At 49.2% G+C, this 20,049-nt stretch carries 19 protein-coding genes and 1 tRNA gene; 11 read left to right on the forward strand and 9 right to left on the reverse strand.

What is annotated here, in order from left to right:
* Positions 1 to 7 precede the first annotated feature (7 nt).
* Genes AC27IB_RS10550 through AC27IB_RS10560 form a run of 3 tightly spaced genes read right to left on the reverse strand, consistent with a single transcriptional unit; the run spans position 8 to position 3,931 of the window.
* Positions 8 to 2,029 carry a transglutaminase TgpA family protein gene (locus tag AC27IB_RS10550; RefSeq protein WP_487120768.1) on the reverse strand — a complete coding sequence of 674 codons (2,022 nt, stop codon included), beginning with the start codon at positions 2,027 to 2,029 and terminating at the stop codon, positions 8 to 10.
* Complete coding sequence (locus AC27IB_RS10555) at positions 2,016 to 3,005, reverse strand: DUF58 domain-containing protein (RefSeq protein WP_487120770.1); 990 nt, start codon at positions 3,003 to 3,005, stop codon at positions 2,016 to 2,018. Before AC27IB_RS10555 ends, AC27IB_RS10550 begins: the two co-directional genes overlap by 14 nt.
* Entirely contained in the window at positions 3,005 to 3,931 is a 927-nt protein-coding gene (locus tag AC27IB_RS10560; protein ID WP_487120772.1) for an AAA family ATPase, read from the reverse strand. Before AC27IB_RS10560 ends, AC27IB_RS10555 begins: the two co-directional genes overlap by 1 nt.
* 238 nt (positions 3,932 to 4,169) lie before the next feature.
* On the opposite strand from AC27IB_RS10560, the gene seqA reads away from it, so the two are divergent.
* From seqA to AC27IB_RS10595, 7 genes are all read left to right on the forward strand, one after another.
* On the forward strand, positions 4,170 to 4,796 hold the full coding sequence (gene seqA, locus AC27IB_RS10565) for a replication initiation negative regulator SeqA (protein ID WP_487120774.1): 627 nt from the start codon (positions 4,170 to 4,172) through the stop codon (positions 4,794 to 4,796).
* A gap of 39 nt (positions 4,797 to 4,835) precedes the next feature.
* A complete protein-coding gene (pgm, locus tag AC27IB_RS10570; RefSeq protein WP_487120776.1) occupies positions 4,836 to 6,488 on the forward strand; it encodes a phosphoglucomutase (alpha-D-glucose-1,6-bisphosphate-dependent) in 1,653 nt (550 codons plus the stop codon).
* A gap of 191 nt (positions 6,489 to 6,679) precedes the next feature.
* Positions 6,680 to 9,160 (forward strand): glycogen/starch/alpha-glucan phosphorylase, encoded by a 2,481-nt coding sequence (locus AC27IB_RS10575; RefSeq protein WP_487120778.1) that lies wholly within the window; start codon positions 6,680 to 6,682, stop codon positions 9,158 to 9,160.
* Between the two features lie 180 nt (positions 9,161 to 9,340).
* Positions 9,341 to 10,666: a putative bifunctional diguanylate cyclase/phosphodiesterase gene (locus tag AC27IB_RS10580; protein ID WP_487120780.1), complete on the forward strand. Its 1,326-nt coding sequence runs from the start codon at positions 9,341 to 9,343 to the stop codon at positions 10,664 to 10,666.
* A gap of 110 nt (positions 10,667 to 10,776) precedes the next feature.
* The gene (astE, locus tag AC27IB_RS10585; RefSeq protein ID WP_487120782.1) at positions 10,777 to 11,805 is read left to right on the forward strand and encodes a succinylglutamate desuccinylase; all 1,029 of its coding nucleotides are present in this window, start codon (positions 10,777 to 10,779) and stop codon (positions 11,803 to 11,805) included.
* On the forward strand, positions 11,798 to 12,211 hold the full coding sequence (locus AC27IB_RS10590) for an HIT domain-containing protein (RefSeq protein ID WP_487120784.1): 414 nt from the start codon (positions 11,798 to 11,800) through the stop codon (positions 12,209 to 12,211). Before astE ends, AC27IB_RS10590 begins: the two co-directional genes overlap by 8 nt.
* The gene (locus AC27IB_RS10595) at positions 12,208 to 12,528 is read left to right on the forward strand and encodes a heavy metal-binding domain-containing protein (RefSeq protein WP_487120786.1); all 321 of its coding nucleotides are present in this window, start codon (positions 12,208 to 12,210) and stop codon (positions 12,526 to 12,528) included. The genes AC27IB_RS10590 and AC27IB_RS10595 overlap by 4 nt, the downstream gene beginning before the upstream one ends.
* Positions 12,529 to 12,533: 5 nt before the next feature.
* Here AC27IB_RS10595 and AC27IB_RS10600 read toward each other — a convergent pair whose 3' ends face one another.
* The 4 genes from AC27IB_RS10600 to AC27IB_RS10615 are packed head-to-tail and all read right to left on the reverse strand — an operon-like array spanning position 12,534 to position 14,876.
* Entirely contained in the window at positions 12,534 to 12,725 is a 192-nt protein-coding gene (locus AC27IB_RS10600) for a DUF2897 family protein (RefSeq protein ID WP_487120788.1), read from the reverse strand.
* Positions 12,722 to 13,405: a M15 family metallopeptidase gene (locus AC27IB_RS10605; RefSeq protein ID WP_487120790.1), complete on the reverse strand. Its 684-nt coding sequence runs from the start codon at positions 13,403 to 13,405 to the stop codon at positions 12,722 to 12,724. The genes AC27IB_RS10600 and AC27IB_RS10605 overlap by 4 nt, the downstream gene beginning before the upstream one ends.
* Positions 13,402 to 14,529 carry a succinyl-diaminopimelate desuccinylase gene (dapE, locus tag AC27IB_RS10610; RefSeq protein ID WP_487120792.1) on the reverse strand — a complete coding sequence of 376 codons (1,128 nt, stop codon included), beginning with the start codon at positions 14,527 to 14,529 and terminating at the stop codon, positions 13,402 to 13,404. Before dapE ends, AC27IB_RS10605 begins: the two co-directional genes overlap by 4 nt.
* Positions 14,529 to 14,876: an ArsC family reductase gene (locus AC27IB_RS10615; RefSeq protein ID WP_487120794.1), complete on the reverse strand. Its 348-nt coding sequence runs from the start codon at positions 14,874 to 14,876 to the stop codon at positions 14,529 to 14,531. Before AC27IB_RS10615 ends, dapE begins: the two co-directional genes overlap by 1 nt.
* 301 nt (positions 14,877 to 15,177) lie before the next feature.
* Here AC27IB_RS10615 and AC27IB_RS10620 point away from each other — a divergent pair, with 301 nt between their 5' ends.
* A complete protein-coding gene (locus AC27IB_RS10620; RefSeq protein ID WP_487120796.1) occupies positions 15,178 to 15,609 on the forward strand; it encodes an OsmC family protein in 432 nt (143 codons plus the stop codon).
* Positions 15,610 to 15,619: 10 nt separating this feature from the next.
* On the opposite strand, the gene AC27IB_RS10625 is transcribed toward AC27IB_RS10620, so the two are convergent.
* Positions 15,620 to 16,132: a PTS glucose transporter subunit IIA gene (locus tag AC27IB_RS10625; protein WP_487120798.1), complete on the reverse strand. Its 513-nt coding sequence runs from the start codon at positions 16,130 to 16,132 to the stop codon at positions 15,620 to 15,622.
* A 335-nt stretch (positions 16,133 to 16,467) separates the two neighbouring features.
* On the opposite strand from AC27IB_RS10625, the gene AC27IB_RS10630 reads away from it, so the two are divergent.
* The 3 genes from AC27IB_RS10630 to AC27IB_RS10640 all read left to right on the forward strand — a co-directional run bounded on the left by AC27IB_RS10630 (position 16,468) and on the right by AC27IB_RS10640 (position 18,821).
* The gene (locus AC27IB_RS10630; RefSeq protein ID WP_487120800.1) at positions 16,468 to 17,550 is read left to right on the forward strand and encodes a patatin-like phospholipase family protein; all 1,083 of its coding nucleotides are present in this window, start codon (positions 16,468 to 16,470) and stop codon (positions 17,548 to 17,550) included.
* Between the two features lie 115 nt (positions 17,551 to 17,665).
* A tRNA-Val gene (locus tag AC27IB_RS10635) sits at positions 17,666 to 17,742 on the forward strand.
* A gap of 278 nt (positions 17,743 to 18,020) precedes the next feature.
* Positions 18,021 to 18,821, forward strand: a complete 801-nt coding sequence (locus tag AC27IB_RS10640) for a class I SAM-dependent methyltransferase (protein ID WP_487120802.1) — start codon at positions 18,021 to 18,023, stop codon at positions 18,819 to 18,821.
* Between the two features lie 112 nt (positions 18,822 to 18,933).
* Here AC27IB_RS10640 and AC27IB_RS10645 read toward each other — a convergent pair whose 3' ends face one another.
* Positions 18,934 to 20,040 carry an ankyrin repeat domain-containing protein gene (locus AC27IB_RS10645; protein ID WP_487120804.1) on the reverse strand — a complete coding sequence of 369 codons (1,107 nt, stop codon included), beginning with the start codon at positions 20,038 to 20,040 and terminating at the stop codon, positions 18,934 to 18,936.
* Positions 20,041 to 20,049 lie beyond the last annotated feature (9 nt).

Consider the following 20,049-nt stretch of genomic DNA (forward strand, 5'->3'; position numbering starts at 1 on the left):
GTTTCGTTTATAACGGTTTGGCCTGACCGATAAATTTCTTACATTGCCGGATAAACCCATCGTTTTGCGTCTCGGTTTCGCTGTCGCGCGCGTAACTTAAGGCAATAAAGGCCTGACTGATGGCCTTAAACTCGTCGGCAGAAGATTCCGATAATCGTTCTGCGACGCGTTCTGCAAACTGCCCGGGGCCGTCATTGTGACGTTCAAGTCCGGTAATTTGCTCAGCCTTTTGCGTGGCCAGTAAAAACCAACGCAGGTTTGCCGGTGGACGTTTCCGTTGCCAGTGCGGAATAAAGTACAGCGCCAGTAACAGTCCGATCACCAGGCAAATCCCCAGCATCAGGAACAAAATGCGCTGTGTTGTTACCTTACCCAGCATCAGCGCTAACAGGTTTTGCTGGCGCTCTGCATCAAAACCGAGCACCCAACGGCTCCACTGATAGTCCATTAAGCTGAAGAGATTACGCAGCTCGGCAAACAGCGGAATTTGCTGCAACCTTGCCATTTGGTTATTGGCCAGAAACGACTCTTCTTCAACCGCTTGTTGCAGGCCCAACTGAATTCGGGCCGGCGCAACAATACCACTGGGATCAAAGCGTACCCAACCACGACCTTCCAGCCATGCCTCCACCCACGCATGGGCATCGTACTGATACACGCTAAGAACATCAGGTTGCAGTGACTCTCCGCCATGGTAGCCAGCGACCATTCGGGCCGGGATCCCCAGTAAACGCAGCACATAACTCATGGCACTGGCATAGTGGGCGCAAAACCCCTCCTGATGTATAAATAGAAACTCATCAATGGGGTTGTCCGGCATTGGGGGAGGGGTGAGCGTGTAGCGAAATCCCTCGTCCACGAAAAAGTCCATGACTGCCTGAACCCGCTCAACCTGAGTAGCGTTGTTAGCGGCCAGCTGTTCAGCCCACGCCTGGGTTTGCGGATTCACCGTGGAATTGTTGGGCAACTGCAGGTTTAGCCGGCTATCAATACTGTACAGCGTTTGGTCCATGGGGGTAGTGGGATAAGAGCGAAGCCGATAGGCGCGCCTCGACGTTATTGGTGTGTCGCTGAGCAGCGAATAGTCTCTGCTCTGCCAGATGGTTTGCGAGCTGCCAGGATCGTCAGGGATACCCACATCTATACTGAATAACCAGTGCTTGTTAGTGGGCTCCGTTATCACCTCGTACTGCCACCAACTGCCACTTATCCGTGGCTTAAACTCGTTGTTTAATAGCCGGTATTGTTCGCGTACCTGCTTGCGCAGTGGGCTAACCGACCACTGTTTACCGTCAAAATACTCCAGTGTTAACGCCCGCCAGTAACGCTCGGGAGGAGGAGGGATTACGCCTTTAAATGTGGCCCTGAAAGCCAGGTCGGCAGATTGAGTTAAGTTGGCTATGTCCCCGGGGCTCACTTTATCGGTTAACCCGGTCTCGGTACTTTTGGACACCGGCATTTTCCATAGCGGAGGCAACTTGGGCAGAATTAGAAATAACAGGATGGCAATAGGCAATGCCTGCAGGCTCATTATGAACAATCGTTTTACATGCCATTTTAAGGGTTGTGACGGTGAGAAGTAGCGTCCTATTGCCACCAGCAGAGACAAAGTAAGCAGGCTGTAAAATAAGGTCATTACTACCGATTGATGGAAAGTAAATCCCATGCCAATAATAAACAGGCTGGTACAGAAAAGGTGGAACAAATCCCGCGGCCGATTGAGGATAATGAGCTTTAAAGCCCCGGCCAGAATGAGCAAATTAACCATGGTCAGCAACAACCCAATCTGCAAGCTGAACCAACCCAGACACAAACAGCATAGCAACCCTAACAGGTTAATGGTGCGCAGAGACGGCATTGGCTGATACCAGCCAAAGTACATGACCATGCGGATCCCGGTAGCGCACAGTGAGATCAGTAACACCCAGAACAGTAACGGTTCGAATAAACTCAGGCTCAATATGCAAAATACCAGGGCAATCAGTGCACTGGCTGTCTGATTACGGATGGGTTTATCAATCGGCTGCATAATCTTGCTCAGGTTGCCGGTAACGGGCCAGCGACTGCAGGCAGCGGTGCTTGTGAGCCTCACCGGTGGCGGGTTCAATGCGCTTGTTACCAATGTTGAGGCCGAAAACATGTTGTTGGGAAGACAGTCGGTTTATCTGATAGGTCAGTAACCCCAGGGCTTTTTCTAATGGTTCACCGGCATAAGTCTCCAGGCTTAACCAGCCGCCTTCCTGCTGTGCCTGATTAAAGGTTTTGGTGCTTAGTTCGCCGCCTTTCGCCGCTTGTTTCCAGGCGACTCGGTTCATCGGGTCGCCCGGTTTGAAGCTGCGCAATGAATCAAACTCATCAATACCGGCGACATTGCCAGCTGTATCGCCCTGACTGGCATCTGTGGAGGTCAATTTTAAAGCTGAGGCAATGGGTTTGGGATAAATGGCTATCGACTTATTGAAATCCAGGTGTGTCCAGCAGCGAAACAGCCCTAATGGATAGGTTGAGGACAGCGTAATTCGGGGTAATCGGAAAATCCCGCGCTGGGCGGCGGGGAGCAATAACTTTACTTCGCGGTCCTGGTCTGCGCGGCGATGCAGCAAGGCCAGCGAAGTGCCACGCAGCTGAATATGTAGTCCCCCATAGAAGGGCAAATCCTCATTATTTACATGGAGCTGCAAGCACAACAAAGCGTGTTCTGAAACGTAAACGGGTTGAATGTCCTTCAGTGACAGGGAGACCGCTGTGAAATTGCGGTAGCTGACAAATAAATGCAGTAGAAAAATGGCTAACAGAAACTGGCAGAGCAGTAACATCAGGTTGTTCTGGTAATTGGTGCCCAGTATAAATAAGCCCACACAGGTGAGCAGAAAACCAAAGCCAAACCGGCTGGGAAAAATAAACACATTCTTAAGGTTAAGCTGATACCTTGGGCTGGGCGGTATCCGTCGCTGCAGCCAACGGTTTTGCAGGTCGTGAACCGAGCGTTTAAAGCGCGAAACCATCAGGCGGCTAGTGGGTCGGTTAAGTCCAGGATCCGCTGGCTCAACAAGCCGTCATCACGGTAGTCGGTCTGGCTGCCACGCAGGCGATGTTCGGCCACCGCAGTAAAAATAGCCTGGAGGTCTTCCGGTAATACAAAGTCCCGCTCATGCAACAGAGCCCAGGCCTGGGCTGCACGCATCAGTGCTTTGCTGGCGCGCGGTGAAAGCGGGTAGGGAAATTCGCTGCTATCGCGGCTTTGATTTACCAGGCGTAACAGATAATCCAGAATCGGGTCGCTCACGTGAATGCCACTGACTTGCGCCTGAATAGCCTGTAACTGTACCACACTTAAGGTCTGACTGGCGGGTTTTTGATGATGACTGCTAACACCCGCCGATTCTCGAAGCATGCGCTTTTCAGCCTCTCCGTCGGGGTATCCTAAACTGATGCGCATTAAAAAGCGGTCGAGTTGTGATTCGGGTAATGGGTAAGTTCCTGCCTGATAGCTGGGGTTTTGGGTAGCGATGACAAAAAACGGCGAAGGTAACGTGTGAGTATTGCCGTCTATGCTTACCTGACTTTCTTCCATGGCTTCTAGCAACGCACTCTGGGTTTTCGGGCTGGCTCGGTTTATTTCATCGGCCAGTACGACCTGACTGAAAATGGGGCCCTGGTGAAATTCAAATCCGCCTTGTTGGGTGTTGTAAATATTCACGCCGAGCATATCGGCGGGCAGCAGGTCAGAGGTAAACTGAATCCGTGAAAAGTGTAAACCAAACACCGTTGCCAGCGCATGGGAGAGGGTAGTTTTACCCATACCAGGCAAATCTTCGATCAATAAATGGCCATCCGCCAACAGGCAGGTAACCGCGAGCTTTATCTGATGTTGCTTACCAAGCACCTGACTATTGAGATAAGCCAGAGCCGGTGAAAGATCTGTATGCATGATATTGTCCGGTTTTAGCGCTTTAGCTTTTATACGTGAATTCCATTACAAAGATTATTCTAGCAAATATAAACAGCGACTTAGGTGATCACACTGATACTTAAGTATAGGAGAGAGCCGGGCCCCTGACCGAGAAATTAATCGGTTGGTTGGCTATCGATGGAAGTTGTCTGTATAAAGTGCTGCGATCCTCAGCCGGGTTGACTATAATGACCGCCAAAAAACGGAAGTAGTATGTATGAAAACAATAGAAATAGATGATGAGCTGTATGCGTTTATCGCAAGTCAGACAAAACATATTGGTGAGAGTGCTTGTGAAATTTTACGTCGGTTACTGATCGACGAGCCCGGAATAGTGACTACCGTAGTAAGCAGTGGTGCGTCAATTCCTGCTGCCCCAGCCTCAACGGAGCAGGTTGAAACCAGCCCGCAGCCGGTTGCTGAAGCGCCGGTTAAAGCCACGCCCAAGGCGCAGCCTGCACCCGCACCGGTATCTGTAACGCCGGTTACATCTGCATCAGGCGACGACCTCCTGGAGCGCGTTAATAAAGAAGCCCTGAGCCAGTTTGATAAGCGGGTTGATCAGTTTCTGTTTATTTTACAGCAGGTATACCTGCAGCATCCCACTGATTTTGCCAAGGTGGAGTCGATTGTGGGTAAAAACCGCAAATACTTCGCCAGCAGTAAAGAAGAGTTGCTCAAGTCAGGCAGTAGCACTAACCCAAAATTGATTCCCGAGAGCGGATTTTGGGTAGTCAGTAACAATAATACTGCGAAAAAGCTGGCCATGTTGAGTCAGGTTTTGCAGATTTTAGGATATGACGATAAGGTAGTGAAAACGGTTAGCGAAACCTTTGATTCGTAAACAATGACCTGATATCACGACTTACAAAAGGAAATTTTCATGGCGTTACACCCGGAAGCTGGTAAGGCGGCTGCTCCTGAGCAGCTTATTAACGTGGCCCAACTGGTTAGTCAGTATTTTAGTTATCAGCCGGATGCCACCGATCCTGCCCAGGCGGTGAGTTTTGGTACTTCAGGCCATCGCGGCACGGCAGCTCAAACGACATTCAATGATATGCACATCGCCGCCATTTGTCAGGCGCTGGCCGAATATCGTGAACACCAGCAAATTACCGGCCCGGTGTTTATTGGTAAGGATACCCATGCACTTTCAGAGCCGGCAATGATTACGGCAATTGAAGTGCTCAGTGCAAATAATGTGTCGGTGGTAATTCAGCGCGATGATAACGACTCTAAAGGCTATACGCCGACGCCGGTTATTTCCCGTACGATTATTCGTTATAACCGTGGACGCACTGAAGCCCTGGCCGATGGCATTGTGATTACGCCATCACATAACCCGCCTTCTGACGGCGGCTTTAAATATAATCCGCCACATGGTGGACCGGCGGATAGTGATGTCACTAAAATTATTCAGGAACGGGCTAACGGCCTGATTGCGAATCATAATAAAGACGTCAAACGCATCGATCTGAAAGCGGCAATGGCTTCCGACTTCGTGTCTGAAGATGATTTTATGGTGCCGTATATTGAGGATCTTGCCGAAGTCGTGGATATGCAGGCTATCGCCAAAGCCGGTTTGAAGCTGGGAACGGACCCGCTGGGCGGCGCCGGAGTTGGTTACTGGAAATACCTTGCCGAGCACTACGGCCTGGATATTACCGTGGTCAATCCACAGGTGGATCCGCAGTTTGGCTTTATGCGCCGTGACAAAGACGGCAAGTTACGTATGGACTGCTCGTCTGCTTATGCGATGGCAGGGCTGATTGAGCTGAAAGATAAGTTTGATCTGGCCTGGGGTAACGATCCTGATTTTGACCGCCACGGCATAGTGTGCCCCAGCAGTGGTCTGATGAACCCTAATCATTACCTCGCGGTTGCCATTAATTACCTTTATCAACACCGCCCGCAGTGGGACGCCAGTCTGAAAGTGGGTAAAACGCTGGTTTCCAGCTCTATGATCGATCGGGTAGTTGCCGACATGGGCCGTGAACTGGCCGAAATGCCGGTGGGCTTTAAATGGTTTGTTGAAGGGCTGTCTGACGGAACTCTGGGCTTTGCCGGGGAAGAAAGCGCCGGGGGAATTTACCTGCAGCGTGACGCCGCAACCTGGGCGACCGACAAAGACGGCTTTATTATGTGCTTGCTGGCGGCGGAAATCCTGGCCGTTACCGGTAAGGATCCAGGCGAGCATTACCAGGCGCTGACCGAGAAATTTGGTTCACCCTGTTATCAGCGTGTGGATGTGGCGGCGAGTCTGGAAGAGAAAGCCAAACTGTCGGCGATGGATGCCAGCGTGGTTACCAGTGAATCCCTGGCCGGTGAGCCCATTACTAATGTGCAGACACATGCGCCGGGCAATAATGCGGCCATTGGCGGGGTAAAAGTATCCACCGAGAATGGCTGGTTTGCTGCACGTCCATCAGGTACCGAACAAATCTACAAGATCTATGCTGAAAGCTTTAATGGTGAAAGTCACTTACAGGAACTCATTAAAGAAGCGGAACAGCTGGTGGCAAAAATCATTAAATAGCCACTACCTAGCATTAATTATTGTAAATAAAATGTTAAAATCCAGCGTGTTGTTCAAAAAACACGCTGGATTTTTCTATTTTTAACAAATATTTTACAAACATGTCATTCTATTACTGATATATTTGCACTATAGAGTTGTAATTTAATTACATTTTACTGTTAACCAGACATCTATAGTGAGAACCTCAGATGAGCGCCAAGAAAACCAACGTTGAACGTGATATGACTATCAACAAAAGTGAATTTAAAGCCGCTGTCGTTAAGCACCTGCACTGTACGCTAGGTACAGATGAGAACAAAGCTAATAACCACGCCTGGTGGAAAGCGACCTGCTCGGCCATGCAGGAGCATGTGCTTGAAGGGATCCGTAAAACCCAGAAAACCCATTATTTAAATGATACCCGCGCGGTACATTATTTTTCAGCTGAGTTTCTGATGGGCCGGTTATTGTCTAACAACCTGCAAAACTTCGGTTTATTTGATGTGGCTAACGATGCGCTGAACGAGCTGGGCGTTAACCTGAGCGATGTGTTGGAAGAAGAGCCGGACATGGCGCTTGGCAACGGTGGTCTGGGGCGCCTCGCGGCTTGCTTTATTGATTCGTTAGCCACTATGGAGCTGCCCGCGATTGGCTACGGCATCCACTACGAACATGGCTTGTTCCGTCAGGAAATTCAGGGCGGCGCGCAAATTGAGCGTCCTGACAGCTGGCGTGATTACGGCAACCCCTGGGAAATTTGCCGCCCTGAGTCGATTCAGGAAGTGTCGCTTTACGGTTATGTAGAAACCAAATATGGCGAGAATGGCCGGATCCAAAAAGAATGGCACCCGGGTCATATTGTGAAAGGGATCCCATGGGATATTCCGGTGGTAGGATATGGCGGCAAAACCGTAAACGTACTGCGTTTATGGCAAAGTAAGTCGTCGGGCTACTTTAACTGGGACGTGTTCAATGCCGGGGGCTATGTTGATGCTCAGGTAGAAAACGTGCAGGCCGAAACGATTTCCAAAGTGCTGTACCCGAATGACGAAACAGAAGCGGGTAAAGAGCTGCGTCTTATTCAGCAATACTTCTTCTGCGCCTGTTCACTGAAAGATATTATCCGTCGTTATAAGCGTGCCCACGGCGATGACTGGAGCCGCTTTACCGATCAGGTTGTGATCCAGTTAAACGATACTCACCCGGCAATTGCCATCCCTGAATTAATGCGCATCCTGGTAGACCGGGCCGAGCTTGACTGGGACAAAGCCTGGGCAATTTGTACCAAGGTATTTGCTTATACCAATCACACATTATTACCTGAAGCACTGGAAAAATGGCCGGCGCGTATGCTGGAGAAAATCCTGCCACGTCACCTGGAAATCATTTACGAAATTAATCACCGCTTCATGAAAGAAGTCGATAAGAAATGGCCCGGCGACAATGCAGTAAAAGGCCGCTTATCGATTATTGAAGAGGGTAACGAAAAGATGGTACGTATGGGCCATCTATCGGTGATTGGTTCATTTGCCGTGAACGGCGTAGCAGAATTGCATTCACGTCTGGTGAAACAAAACCTGTTCCCTGAGTTTGATGCATTATGGCCTGGCAAGCTTACCAATGTGACCAACGGGATTACGCCACGTCGCTGGTTAAAAGCCTGTAACCCGGCACTGTCTAAACTTATCGATAAGAAGATCGGTGCAGACTGGCCGCTGGAATTGAAAAAGCTCGAAGGGCTGGAAAAATTCGCCACCAATAAAACGTTCCAGAAGCAATTTATGCAGGTTAAACAGCAAAATAAACAGTTGCTGGCAGACGAAATTAAAGAGTCTCTGGGCTTTGATGTGGATACCAATGCTATCTTTGATGTGCAAATCAAACGCCTGCACGAATATAAGCGTCAGCACCTGGCCTTACTGCACATTATGGCACTGTACCGGCGCTTACTGGAGAACCCGGATTACGATATGCATCCTCGGGTGTTTATTTTTGGCGCCAAAGCAGCACCAGGTTATAAACTGGCGAAGGACATTATCTACGCCATTAATAAAGTGGCCGATAAAATTAACAACGATGCGCGGGTGAACCAAAAACTGAAAGTCGCGTTTTTACCTAACTACCGTGTGTCGCTGGCTGAGAAAATGATCCCGGCCGCCGATGTCTCTGAGCAAATCAGTACGGCAGGTAAGGAAGCCTCGGGCACCGGAAATATGAAACTGGCACTCAATGGTGCGGTGACAATCGGTACCCTTGATGGGGCCAATATTGAAATTGCCGAGGAAGTTGGCGATGACAATATCTTTATTTTCGGATTAACGGTAGATGAGGTGAATGAGCTGAAAGCCTCAGGTTACAAACCTTATGACTACTACTATAAAAACCCGGAAATCAAAGCGGTGCTGGACTGGCTGGAAACGGATTACTTTACACCGGGTAAGCCGGGTGCACTGGCCTCAATCAAGCAAAGCCTGCTTGATCATGGCGATCAGTACCTGGTACTGGCCGACTATGAAGCTTACTCCAAAGCGCAGGGCGAAGTAGATAAAGCCTATCGCGATAAAGAGCGCTGGGCGAAAATGGCGATTATCAATACCGCCAAAATGGGCAAGTTTACCTCCGACCGTTCCATTCGGGATTATGTTGAGCGGATCTGGAAACTAAATATTTGTCCGGTCAAAAAAGGCTAACCAGCATCATTAACAAAGCCCCTTTAAGGGGCTTTTTTTGTTGCCTGTCACGACGAAGTTGTAAATAATACTAAGGTATTGTGAAGAATACGTGATTGTACTTGCAAGTCGCAGTGTTCAATGTTTCTATAGTTTATTATCAATAACTTGCGTTATTTTGTTTTAGGAATTTTTCACTGCATGCATCGCACACATTTATCGCTGGCCACTATTCCCAACCGATATGCCTTTATCGATAAAATAGCGCATTGCGGTGAACGCCACGACCAGCTGTCTCTGATGCTGATTGATGTTGTGCGCTTTTCGGATGTTACCACCAGTTTTGGTATTGAGGTGGGTGACCAGTTCCTGCTTGAAATTGCCAACCGCTTGCAGTCTCTGTTTAATCATGACTTAGAATTTGGCCGTATCAGTGGTGACGTGTTTGGTGTGGTACTGCCGGGGGTGCACTCGCCTTTGGTTTTGCAGCAGCAGTTTGAATTTCTGATTGAACATTTCAAATCGCCCATGTACTACGACGGGCATGCCTTTATTGCCGACTTTAACGTTGGGGTGGTCAGTAAATCCCGCGGCGAATTTGACCTCACATTGTTTGTGTCGCGTGCCGAAACAGCGCTCAAGCAGGCCAAAGAAAATAAATACGAAAACTTCTTTTTGCTGGGCATGATGGATAAAGCCGAGACCGGACGCAGTCTGGCGTTAAAGGCAGACTTAAAGCGTGCACTGGCAAGAAACGAACTGGAATTGTATTTTCAGCCCAAGGTCAATCTGCAGACGCTGGAAATTGTGGGGGCAGAGTGCCTGTTACGCTGGAATCATCCCACCGACGGTTTACTGTTTCCGGGGCCGCTGATTGAAGCGGCAGAATCGTACAACATGATGAATGAGCTTGGCTACTGGACACTGGAAACCGCCTTAAAAGGACTGGTGGAGTTTGAACTGCAAGGGCTAAATATTACTTTGTCGGTCAATATTTCTCCTACCCAGCTTTACGATACCCGCCTGATTGCTAATCTCAAATCCTTAAGTCACAAATACAATATTCATTTGTCCCGTCTGGAACTCGAGTTAACGGAAGACATTGCCGTTTCCAACTCGTTAATGGTGAAAAAGCAGTTGGCAGAACTTCATGCGCTGGGCATTAAAATTGCGGTGGATGACTTTGGCAAAGGTTATTCGAATTTGGCGTACATTCGCGAAATAACCCTCGACGCCCTCAAGATAGACAAAACTTTCGTCATGGAGCTGAGCGATAACCCGGTTAACAAAGCGATTATCGAAGCCGCCAAGGTGATTGGTAATGCCAAGCACTGCGAGGTTATTGCCGAAGGGGTTGAAACCATTGAGCAATTGCATGTGCTAAGAGAGATAGGGATTAAAACCGGCCAGGGTTACCTGTTTTCCAAAGCAATCCCGAGTCGCGAATTTGTGCGTCTGGCCCATAGCGACATTATCGTCGGCGATTCGCCCTCACGCCGCAAGCTGGTGGCGGCTATTCAGCGTTGAAACGTTAGCTTGACACTTCTTTTATAAGAAGTTTTTGTGTGACTGTTATCCGCTGTGGTATCGCGCTAAACTACCGATACGTTATTCTCAGGACTTATCACAGACTCGATATGGAACTTTCCGATCTGGCAAATGGCCAGTTTCTGCACCTTTCCCTTTACCACCCTGAAACCTTTGCTGATGCAACACAATGGTCTTTGCCCTCCGGCGCTAACGTGTCGGTAACTGCGCCGGGTATCATTGTTCTGGAGCCTGCAGAGGCCAGCAACAAACACATAGTATTGTCTTGTGGCGTTCACGGTAATGAAACCGCACCCATTGAAATTTGCTCTGACATCCTGGACGCAATATTAACCGGTGCGTTGTCGCTCAAACACCGGTTATTGCTCATTTTTGGCAACCTGCCTGCGATGAATATCGGCGAGCGGTTTGTGGAAGAAAATATGAATCGCTTATTCAGTGGTGCGCACCAGCATGGCAACAACGCTGAATGTCAGCGGGCTAAATTACTGGAAGAGACGGTAATCAGTTTCTTTAGTCAGGCCGGGGCAGGGGATGAGAAGTTGCACTATGACTTGCATACCGCTATCCGTGATTCCAAGAATGAGAAATTTGTGGTTATGCCTTATCTGGATGATGAGCGTGAGCACAGCGCTAAACAATTTGGTTTTTTAGCTGCCTGTGGGGTCAACACTTTCCTGTTATCATCAGCGCCTACGACCACATTTAGCTACTTCTCTACCGCAACCTGCAAAGCCCGCGGGTTTACGGTGGAGTTAGGTAAAGTCAGGCCGTTTGGTCAAAATGATATGAGCCGGTTTGCGGCTGCAAAAGCATCGCTTACCTCTCTGATCAGCGAAGTGGATTTTGCGCCTCAGGCCACTATCCAGCAACTACTGGTGTATAGGGTTAATCAGGTAATAAACCGGAATTTTGCCGATTTTAAATTACACTTTGACGACGATACCCCTAATTTTACGGATTTTAAACGCGGAGATGTGTTGGCTTCCGAACCCGGTTGTGATTACGTGGCCGAGCACGAAGGGGAAGCCATCGTGTTTCCTAATGCGCATGTCGCGCTGGGGCAGCGGGCATTATTAACGGTAGTGCCCACCACGGTGGAGAAATTAGATGTTTGAACTGGATCCGGTACTCAGTGCCGATACCCTGTTAGTAGGAGACTTACCTCTGTGCCAGGTTTTGTTAATGAATGACAGTCAGTTTCCCTGGCTTATTCTGGTGCCACGCAGAGCTCAACTGGTAGAGCTGGCGGATTTGGACGACCAGGATTACCTGCAGTTTTGCGCTGAAAGCCGGGCCGTGGCGAAAGCGATGATGACGCATTACGCTGGCCACAAAATGAATATCGCGGCGCTGGGCAATGTAGTGGCGCAGCTACACATTCACCATGTGGTGCGTTTTCATGACGATCCACTCTGGCCTGCGCCAATCTGGGGGAAACTGCCTGCGGTGCAATACACTGCCGACGAAGCGGCCCGTCAGATAGCCGAATTACAATCAGTATTATTTAAGGAATCAGCATGATACTAACGACAACACCCACCATTGAAGGCAAAGAAATTAAGGGCTATCACGGTATTGTGATTGGCGAAGCCATCATGGGGGCCAATATATTTAAGGATTTGTTTGCCTCTATCCGTGACATTGTGGGCGGACGTTCTGGTTCTTATGAAGATGAGTTAACCAAAGCCCGGCAGATTGCTTTTCGAGAACTCGAGCAGGAAGCGCTGGGCATGGGCGCGAATGCCGTGGTTGGCATCGATTTAGACTACGAAGTGCTGGGCGATAAAAACAGTATGCTGATGGTAAGCATCAGTGGTACCGCAGTGACCGTTGCTTAAAACAGTTAGTTGTCGCCGGAGCGTTTTTGCTCCGGTTCATCATCCGCTTTTTCCCCGGCTTTCTTAGCGCCAGGGCTGTCGGGTGGCGTGTAGGTTTTTGGCATTTTAAACTTAGCGCTGTATTTTAGCAGCATAATGTTGCTGATTATTACGCCCAGTACCACTGCAATAATTCCAATTACCGCCCACATACTCATAATGAGTGCACTCCCTGATTTAACACAAATCGTGTAAACAGCTCATCCAGCATAGTCAGTACCGTGGCTTTCCCTTCCATGTTCACACTGTTTAAGCAGTCATACAAAGCCTGTTGATTACGCTGGGCTTCAAACGCCGCGGCACTGCTGCGGTGAGTAAGGTGCCATAACTCAGTGGCCACGCCGCCGTTATCCTGCAGAAAAGGACGGCTGAAGCCAAAGTCGGCCAGGTGGTCATCCATCCACTGTGCCAGCGCAAAGCAAGGACCGCCCTGGCGGTATTCCGCATCCACCAAATCAAACTGGCCGCCGCAGGCGTCTACCGAGGCTTTGTCGTATACATCCAAATCGGTCCCCCAATGGTGACGACTACCACCGGGCAGGGCCGACCAGATAAGAATAGCGTACACTTTTTCTTCATCAGACAGTGAAGCGGCATCCAACTGCTCCCCCTGATGGTTATACAAGGGCAGTTCGCCGCGCCACTTTCGGTTCCAGATGGACAACTGACGGTCAAAATTGCGGTAGCTGCTAACGATTTGCATGTCCTGACCGTCGGCCCGGGCCTGTTGCTGCATGGCAAGAAATGCTCCGCCCACGTCGGGCAGCAACTGATGGTGTTCACCAACCTTTATCAGTGCACTGTCATCGCGCCCCAGCCACGCTTGAGTCAGATTCATGTGAGCAGGTTTTCCAGCAGACGGTAATAGATACGTTCAAGGTGATACAGATCCTGAATGCGCACATGTTCGTCGATTTTGTGGATAGTGGCATTTACCGGCCCGAGCTCTACCACCTGTGCACCTGTGGGCGCAATAAAACGGCCATCTGAAGTGCCGCCAGCGGTAGACAAACAGGTGTCGAAGTCCATCTCACTGCTGATAGCCTTTTGGGTGGCCGTTAATAAATCGCCGTGATCGGTCAGGAAGGGCTGGCCATTAAATGTCCATTTTATCTGGTACTCCAGATTATGCTTATCCAGAATGTCTTCTACCCGTGCGATAAGCTGTTTATCGGTTACTTCGGTAGAGAAGCGGAAGTTAAAACAAACGTGTAATTCGCCGGGAATTACATTACCCGCGCCGGTACCGCCGTGGATATTGGATATCTGAAAGCTGGTCGGTGGGAAAAATTCGTTGCCGTTATCCCAGTGAGACCTGGCCAGTTCGTCGAGGGCCGGAGCCGCCTGATGAACCGGATTACGGGCCAGGTGCGGATAGGCCACGTGTCCTTGGATCCCTTTCACCACCAGGTCGCCGGTGAGCGAGCCCCGACGGCCATTTTTCACTACATCACCAACCACGTCGGTGCTCGAGGGCTCACCTACTACACACCAGGTGATTTTCTCATTACGCGCTTCCAGGGTATCGATGACCCGGGTGGTGCCATTAATAAACGGGCCTTCTTCGTCGCTGGTAATTAAATAGGCAATGCTGCCATGGTGATCCGGATAATCCGCCACAAACTGTTTGGTGGCTGCGAGCATTGCGGCCAGTGAGCCTTTCATGTCGGCAGCGCCGCGACCGTGTAAATTACCGTCTTTTTCGGTGGCTACAAACGGCTGGGTTTGCCAGGCATCTTCCGGACCACTGGGCACCACATCAGTATGGCCGGCAAAACAAAACACCGGCCCCTGAGTACCGCGTCGTGACCACAGGTTAGTGGTATCTTCAAACACCATGGTTTCATTTTCGAAACCCGACTCGGCCAGCCAGGCTTTCATAAATTCCTGACACCCTGCATCTTCAGGGGTCACAGAGCGGCGATTAATCAGCTCTTTGGTTAACTCTAGTACGTCGGTCATTAGCTAAAAATCTCCTCGTACTGAGCCGGTTTAAAGCCCAGGTGCATGCCATTGTCTGTTACCAGCAAAGGGCGCTTAATCATTGCCGGATGTTCGGTGATCAGAGTCACAGCGGTGTCTGCCGACAACTGTTCTTTTTGCTCGTCGGATAACTGGCGATAAGTGGTTCCCCGTTTATTTATCACGTTTTCCCAGCCCAGCTCACTGACCGCACTGGTCAGCACATCTTGTGGCACGCCTTGCTTGCGATAATCATGAAAAGTAAAAGAAATATCGTGCTGAGTTAACCAGGTTTTGGCTTTTTTAATGGTATCGCAATTGGGAATACCGTACATCACTACCGTCATGCTGTTGTTGCCTCGTTGAATCGATAAATGCTGGCAAGTCTATCCTGCTCGTCTCACCGAGTAAAATCTCAGGATTAAAGGGCTCTGCCAGTATGAAAATTTTGTGCAATGCCGGTAATTATGACACAGACCGCCCACGGATTTTAACTATTTGATAGCCTGAGGCTTACGCTATGGCCTGCCGGTAAAGGCGTATAGCGTATTTTAGGATATCGGCATGGGTAATGCTTCAATCACTGTACATTCTTTATGGCCGGCTGAAACAATGCCGGCAATTTAAACAAACTATCGGAGGTTATCGATGAGTATTGTAAAAACCGCATCAGCACACTATCAGCCACTGGGCAAACAGGGGAAAGGCAAGGTGAGTACCCAAAGTGGCGCACTGCAAAATCAACCCTATGGTTTTAATACCCGCTTTGAAGATGAGCCGGGCACCAATCCTGAAGAGCTACTGGGCAGCGCTCATGCCAGTTGTTTTGCGATGGCGCTGTCTTTTGCGCTGGCCGATGCAGGCTTTGAGCAGGGAGAACTGTCGGTAGAAGCGCACGTTACGCTGGAGAAAGATGGGGACGGTTTTAGCGTTGTGAAATCCGAACTGGTGCTCGATGCAATAGTAGAAGGCATTGACGAAGCACAGTTTAAGGAAATCGCTGACGGTGCAAAGGAAAATTGCCCGATATCGAAAGTACTGAATGCCGAAATTACGCTGACACACACACTGAATAAATAACAGATGTGCACTAAGCGTACAGGGTTAAAAAGCCATCGTCATTAAGTCTGACCTTCGGATCTGAGGTTAATACGAGGGCTTTAAGCCTGGCCGCATTAAGCAGGGTAAGGACGCACACCGGAAGTGCGCCTTGCTGTTTTATCCACAGAGGATCGCTCTGAATTAACGGCAGACCAGCTTCACACCGCTGGCCCTTTTTAACCAGCCACCGGAGCCGTTCGCCATAACCAATTTCGCCCGGCTGGCCAATTTGTAACTGCAATTTCAGGCCCTTCGGATGCACCAGAACCAGTTGTGCCCTGGCAACACTAATACTGTGCACAACGCCACTGACTGGCGCACAGTTTTCGCCTGTGGTCATACTAACCGCGGCCCCGGATCCCAGCAGGCCAGCCTGCAGCAGAGGGTGTGATAGTTCGTCCAGTCGCAACACTTCACCGGTAGCCGGCGCTTTTAACTGCATAACCACCCCGGCCGATGCGGGCGCTGAATAACTGAGCGGTTTGGCAATTGAGTAGGTCATACACTGCTAGGTTAGTAAATTCACGTCCATTTATACCTTAACCAAAAATCAATCCCAAGTATTATTTCGACTGACCAAGGTTATCCACTATATCTGTGGATAACTTTGTTGAGTAGTTATGTGGTAACGTGTAAGTTAATGAAATTAATGGTTTTATCTTGCTGTATAATATATGTTCAGTATGTTGATGTGCATAAATCAGAGCAGGAATCCAGACTTTTTCACAACTTTTTGCGGCGGCTAAAACCTGTACCTCGGGGCAATTTACCTGATTGGGCCATTAAGGTAGGATTAAGCAATAAAATCAAAATTTAACCGCAAAGGTACATACCGTTTTGGGAACGCCGCTTTCTATTTATGCCGGGCCTACGGCGCTGGCACGTATACGTGAACACGGGCTTTCGCCTGCGTTATTTTCCCATGTGCTGGGGGCCTCGGGCGGGCCTAAGTGGTTTGTTCTGGCCGGGATCGACCGGATCCTGTTTCCGGCATTTTTTGCGGCTTCCTCACAACCTGTGAACGTTATTGGCTCTTCTGCCGGCGCCTTTCGTTCTGCCTGTTTTGTCCAGCGCGACCCGGTAGCCGCCATTAACCGGCTGGCCGAAAACTATTCTCAAACCGTATATTCCCCCAAACCAGGCCCTGGAGAAATCACCCATAAAGCCCGCGAGCTGATCGATTATGTGATGGGGCGTAATGGTGTTATGGAAGTACTCACCAATAAGCGCTTTAAGTTGCACGTTATTGCCGCGCGTTGTCATGGTTTAATGCAACATTACGGCAAGTACCGACAAATGCTGGGGCTGGGTGTGAGTGCCGCGGCAAATACCATGAACCGGCGCCTGCTAAAAAAACTGTACACCCGCAGCGTATTTTCAGCGCCGGACAGTCAGCTACATATCACCGATCCGTATCAGTTAACCACAGAATACATCGAGCTGGGCTTTAATAACGTAAAGGATGCTTTGTTAGCATCGGGCTCCATACCCCTGGTAATCGATGGGGTGGAGCACATGGTGGCTGCTCCTAGTGGCATGTATCGGGATGGCGGGATCCTCGATTATCATTTTGATTTGTCGTTCGGACCCCAGGATGCCCTGGTGTTATATCCGCATTTTTATCCAAAGGCCATTCCTGGCTGGTTCGACAAAGCCCTGAAGCGACGTATTCCCCATGCCAGTAGTTTTGATAATGTGGTGATGCTGGTGCCATCTGATGAGTTTGTTGCCTCCTTGCCCTACGGCAAAATTCCCGACCGCAAAGACTTCGAAAAAATGGATGACACCCAGCGTATCAAATACTGGCAAACGGTTATTAGCGAGTCAGATCGTTTAGGGGAATGTTTTGCCGATATCTATCGTAAGGGCAGCATTATGGATGTTATTCAACCACTGCCTTTTCTGTGTCGGGCGAGTTAGTTTCCTGATTGGTTAAACTACAGGCAATTAAAGCATTTCTCACAATTTCTGCTTGCACAGTGGCGGGCGCATCGCTATTATACGCGCCACTCGGTAATCACCGACGTTCAGATTCGCGTCTATAGCTCAGTTGGTTAGAGCGCTACCTTGACATGGTAGAGGTCCCCTGTTCGAATCAGGGTAGACGCACCATTTATATGACTTCAAATATCAGTATCAAAACCATTTAATCCCCATCGTTTTTTCTGGTTACTGAGTAATAAAATCCAGTCGGAATTCCCCTTATTATCAGGCTTTCCAAACCCGGTCGTTTAAAATAACCAATGAACGTTGGCAGTTGTTTTAGCCGATTCGTATTTTAGTCGGGAGTTGAATTGTTCTGTTACAGTTTTTTGTACACATACTGAACAGTTGAGGATAACCTTATGCTTCTATTTAACGAATTAGGCCTAAGTTCAATGAAAAACCCTATGTTCACTGGAAGTCTTTCCAAATCCGTTGCTTTTGTTCTTGCCGTTTCTGCGATGTCTTTTCAAATTCAAGCTGCCAACGCACCGTTAAGCCAACAGCAAATTGCAGAGGTTGTTAGCGCCAGCGAAAGGCCGCAGGAAGACAGTCAGAGGGATGAAGCCAGAAAACCGGCGCAAGTGCTGTCTTTTACAGGCATTGGAAAGGGGCACGTAGTGCTGGATTTTTTTGCTGGTGGTGGCTGGTATACCGAACTTCTCTCAAGAGCAGTAGGGGAAACGGGTAAGGTATATATGCAAAATGACAGTGTTTACTGGCAATTTGCGCAAAAAGATATTATCAAACGCACTCAGGATAACAGATTGCCCAATGTAGTAAGACTGGACAATGTGGCTCTTTCCGAAATGCCAATTCCCGACAATTCGGTGGATATTATTTTTGCCGCACTGGGCTATCACGATATGTATTTCACCGATACGGTCCGCGATGGGAAAGTCGTTTCTTTCCGCGACGAGGCTGTTGATTACATGCCAGTACTGAGTACCTTTAAACGCATTCTTAAAGAGGATGGGGTGGTCGTTATTATTGACCACAGTGCCAAGGCGGGCTCAGGTTTTAACGCGGCGAACACTCTGCATCGTATTGATCCTCATATTATTAAGCACCAATTCGAAAGCGCAGGCTTTACGCTCAGAGAAGAGGCGTTTTATCTGCGTAATCCGGAAGATGATTTGCAAAAATCAGTCTTTGCCGCTGATATTCGAGGCAAAACCGATCGCTTTATTTTTAAATTCGGCAAATAACCGGCGAAATCACTCAGGTAGAAAAGGGTTGATGGTTGCTGGCAAAAAATGCCTTTTAAACCTGTACTAAGCATCTTTTAAAATGTTCGTTATCGGGCCCTGAGGCCCGATATTAAATGCCCGCCAGTGACAGTGACGGATTGTTGTGTTGCAACATCTCAGTAATGTGTGTGAGGTTTTTTTGCTCAGCAATTTCCATGGGCGTCAGCTGTGGTGGCATATAGTTTTCTGTTTTGAAGTTAGCCTCGTATCGCCATGTTAAGGTTGATGGCTCACTACGCTGATTGGGATTAGCGCCAAGCGCCAGCAGCTTTGCAACCAGCTCAGGCTGATTGGCTTTAACGGCGGCATGGAGCAGTTGGTATCCATCGCGGTCGTGAGAATTAATGACGCTATCTATGCCTTGCTCATCCATCAACGCCGGCAGCTCACCCATATACCAGGTTAAAAATGCAAAGTTTTTCGCATATACCGCAAGTTGCGCAGCTGTAGTACCGTCTTTGGCGGCAGCAAATACGTCGGCGCCCTGAGAGATGGCCATTTGAGCTGTTGTCACATCCTGACTTTTAATCGCAAAAAAGAGCGGGTTGTAACCCTCCAGAGTTTGTGCATTGATGTTGGCACCGGCATTCACCAGATATTGAAGATTATCGGTATTTCCCTGATTGGCCGCAAACATCAGGGCGGTTTGGCCATGTTCATTGCTAGCGTGGATATCTGCGCCCAGGCTGGCTATTTTTTCCAGCGCCCTGCGGTTTGCTGAACCAGCGCACAGATGGAATGCAGTGGTGCCGTCTTCCACCGCATCATCAGGGTTTGCTCCGTCTGCCAGTAAAGCGTTAATGATCTCAGAATTGCCATAGCGGCAGGCCTGAATGATTGGGGTAAAGCGGTTTCCCGCGGTGGGATTAGCATCCGCGCCGTTTTCCAGTAACAGGCTAACCAGTTTCGGATCCTGAGTTTCCACTGCCCAGGCCAGCAAACTGGCGTTATCAGGTAGCGGGCGATTAACATCAATCTGGCTGCTAAGCTTTGCGAGTCGGCTTATATCAGATGCGAGAATGGCCTGTTTGGCCTCGATGAGCAGCTTATCGTGTTGCTCGCTGGTCAGCGCAGGCTTCACATTAGTGAGCTGTGACTCAGATTGACAGGCCGATAACGCGGCAATACCCAGCGCAACAAGCAGAGCCTTAATCGGGATATTGGTGATTGAATTCATTACTTACTC

Source organism: Alteromonas sp. 4NH20-0104 (assembly GCF_057547795.1).

Excerpts from the sequence above, each read along its gene's own strand:
- AC27IB_RS10550 (WP_487120768.1), bottom strand. The coding sequence starts at position 2,029 with ATGCAGCCGATTGATAAACCCATCCGTAATCAGACAGCCAGTGCACTG.
- AC27IB_RS10555 (WP_487120770.1), bottom strand. The coding sequence starts at position 3,005 with ATGGTTTCGCGCTTTAAACGCTCGGTTCACGACCTGCAAAACCGTTGG.
- AC27IB_RS10560 (WP_487120772.1), bottom strand. The coding sequence starts at position 3,931 with ATGCATACAGATCTTTCACCGGCTCTGGCTTATCTCAATAGTCAGGTG.
- seqA (WP_487120774.1), top strand. The coding sequence starts at position 4,170 with ATGAAAACAATAGAAATAGATGATGAGCTGTATGCGTTTATCGCAAGT.
- pgm (WP_487120776.1), top strand. The coding sequence starts at position 4,836 with ATGGCGTTACACCCGGAAGCTGGTAAGGCGGCTGCTCCTGAGCAGCTT.
- AC27IB_RS10575 (WP_487120778.1), top strand. The coding sequence starts at position 6,680 with ATGAGCGCCAAGAAAACCAACGTTGAACGTGATATGACTATCAACAAA.
- AC27IB_RS10580 (WP_487120780.1), top strand. The coding sequence starts at position 9,341 with ATGCATCGCACACATTTATCGCTGGCCACTATTCCCAACCGATATGCC.
- astE (WP_487120782.1), top strand. The coding sequence starts at position 10,777 with ATGGAACTTTCCGATCTGGCAAATGGCCAGTTTCTGCACCTTTCCCTT.
- AC27IB_RS10590 (WP_487120784.1), top strand. The coding sequence starts at position 11,798 with ATGTTTGAACTGGATCCGGTACTCAGTGCCGATACCCTGTTAGTAGGA.
- AC27IB_RS10595 (WP_487120786.1), top strand. The coding sequence starts at position 12,208 with ATGATACTAACGACAACACCCACCATTGAAGGCAAAGAAATTAAGGGC.
- AC27IB_RS10600 (WP_487120788.1), bottom strand. The coding sequence starts at position 12,725 with ATGAGTATGTGGGCGGTAATTGGAATTATTGCAGTGGTACTGGGCGTA.
- AC27IB_RS10605 (WP_487120790.1), bottom strand. The coding sequence starts at position 13,405 with ATGAATCTGACTCAAGCGTGGCTGGGGCGCGATGACAGTGCACTGATA.
- dapE (WP_487120792.1), bottom strand. The coding sequence starts at position 14,529 with ATGACCGACGTACTAGAGTTAACCAAAGAGCTGATTAATCGCCGCTCT.
- AC27IB_RS10615 (WP_487120794.1), bottom strand. The coding sequence starts at position 14,876 with ATGACGGTAGTGATGTACGGTATTCCCAATTGCGATACCATTAAAAAA.
- AC27IB_RS10620 (WP_487120796.1), top strand. The coding sequence starts at position 15,178 with ATGAGTATTGTAAAAACCGCATCAGCACACTATCAGCCACTGGGCAAA.
- AC27IB_RS10625 (WP_487120798.1), bottom strand. The coding sequence starts at position 16,132 with ATGACCTACTCAATTGCCAAACCGCTCAGTTATTCAGCGCCCGCATCG.
- AC27IB_RS10640 (WP_487120802.1), top strand. The coding sequence starts at position 18,021 with ATGTTCACTGGAAGTCTTTCCAAATCCGTTGCTTTTGTTCTTGCCGTT.
- AC27IB_RS10645 (WP_487120804.1), bottom strand. The coding sequence starts at position 20,040 with ATGAATTCAATCACCAATATCCCGATTAAGGCTCTGCTTGTTGCGCTG.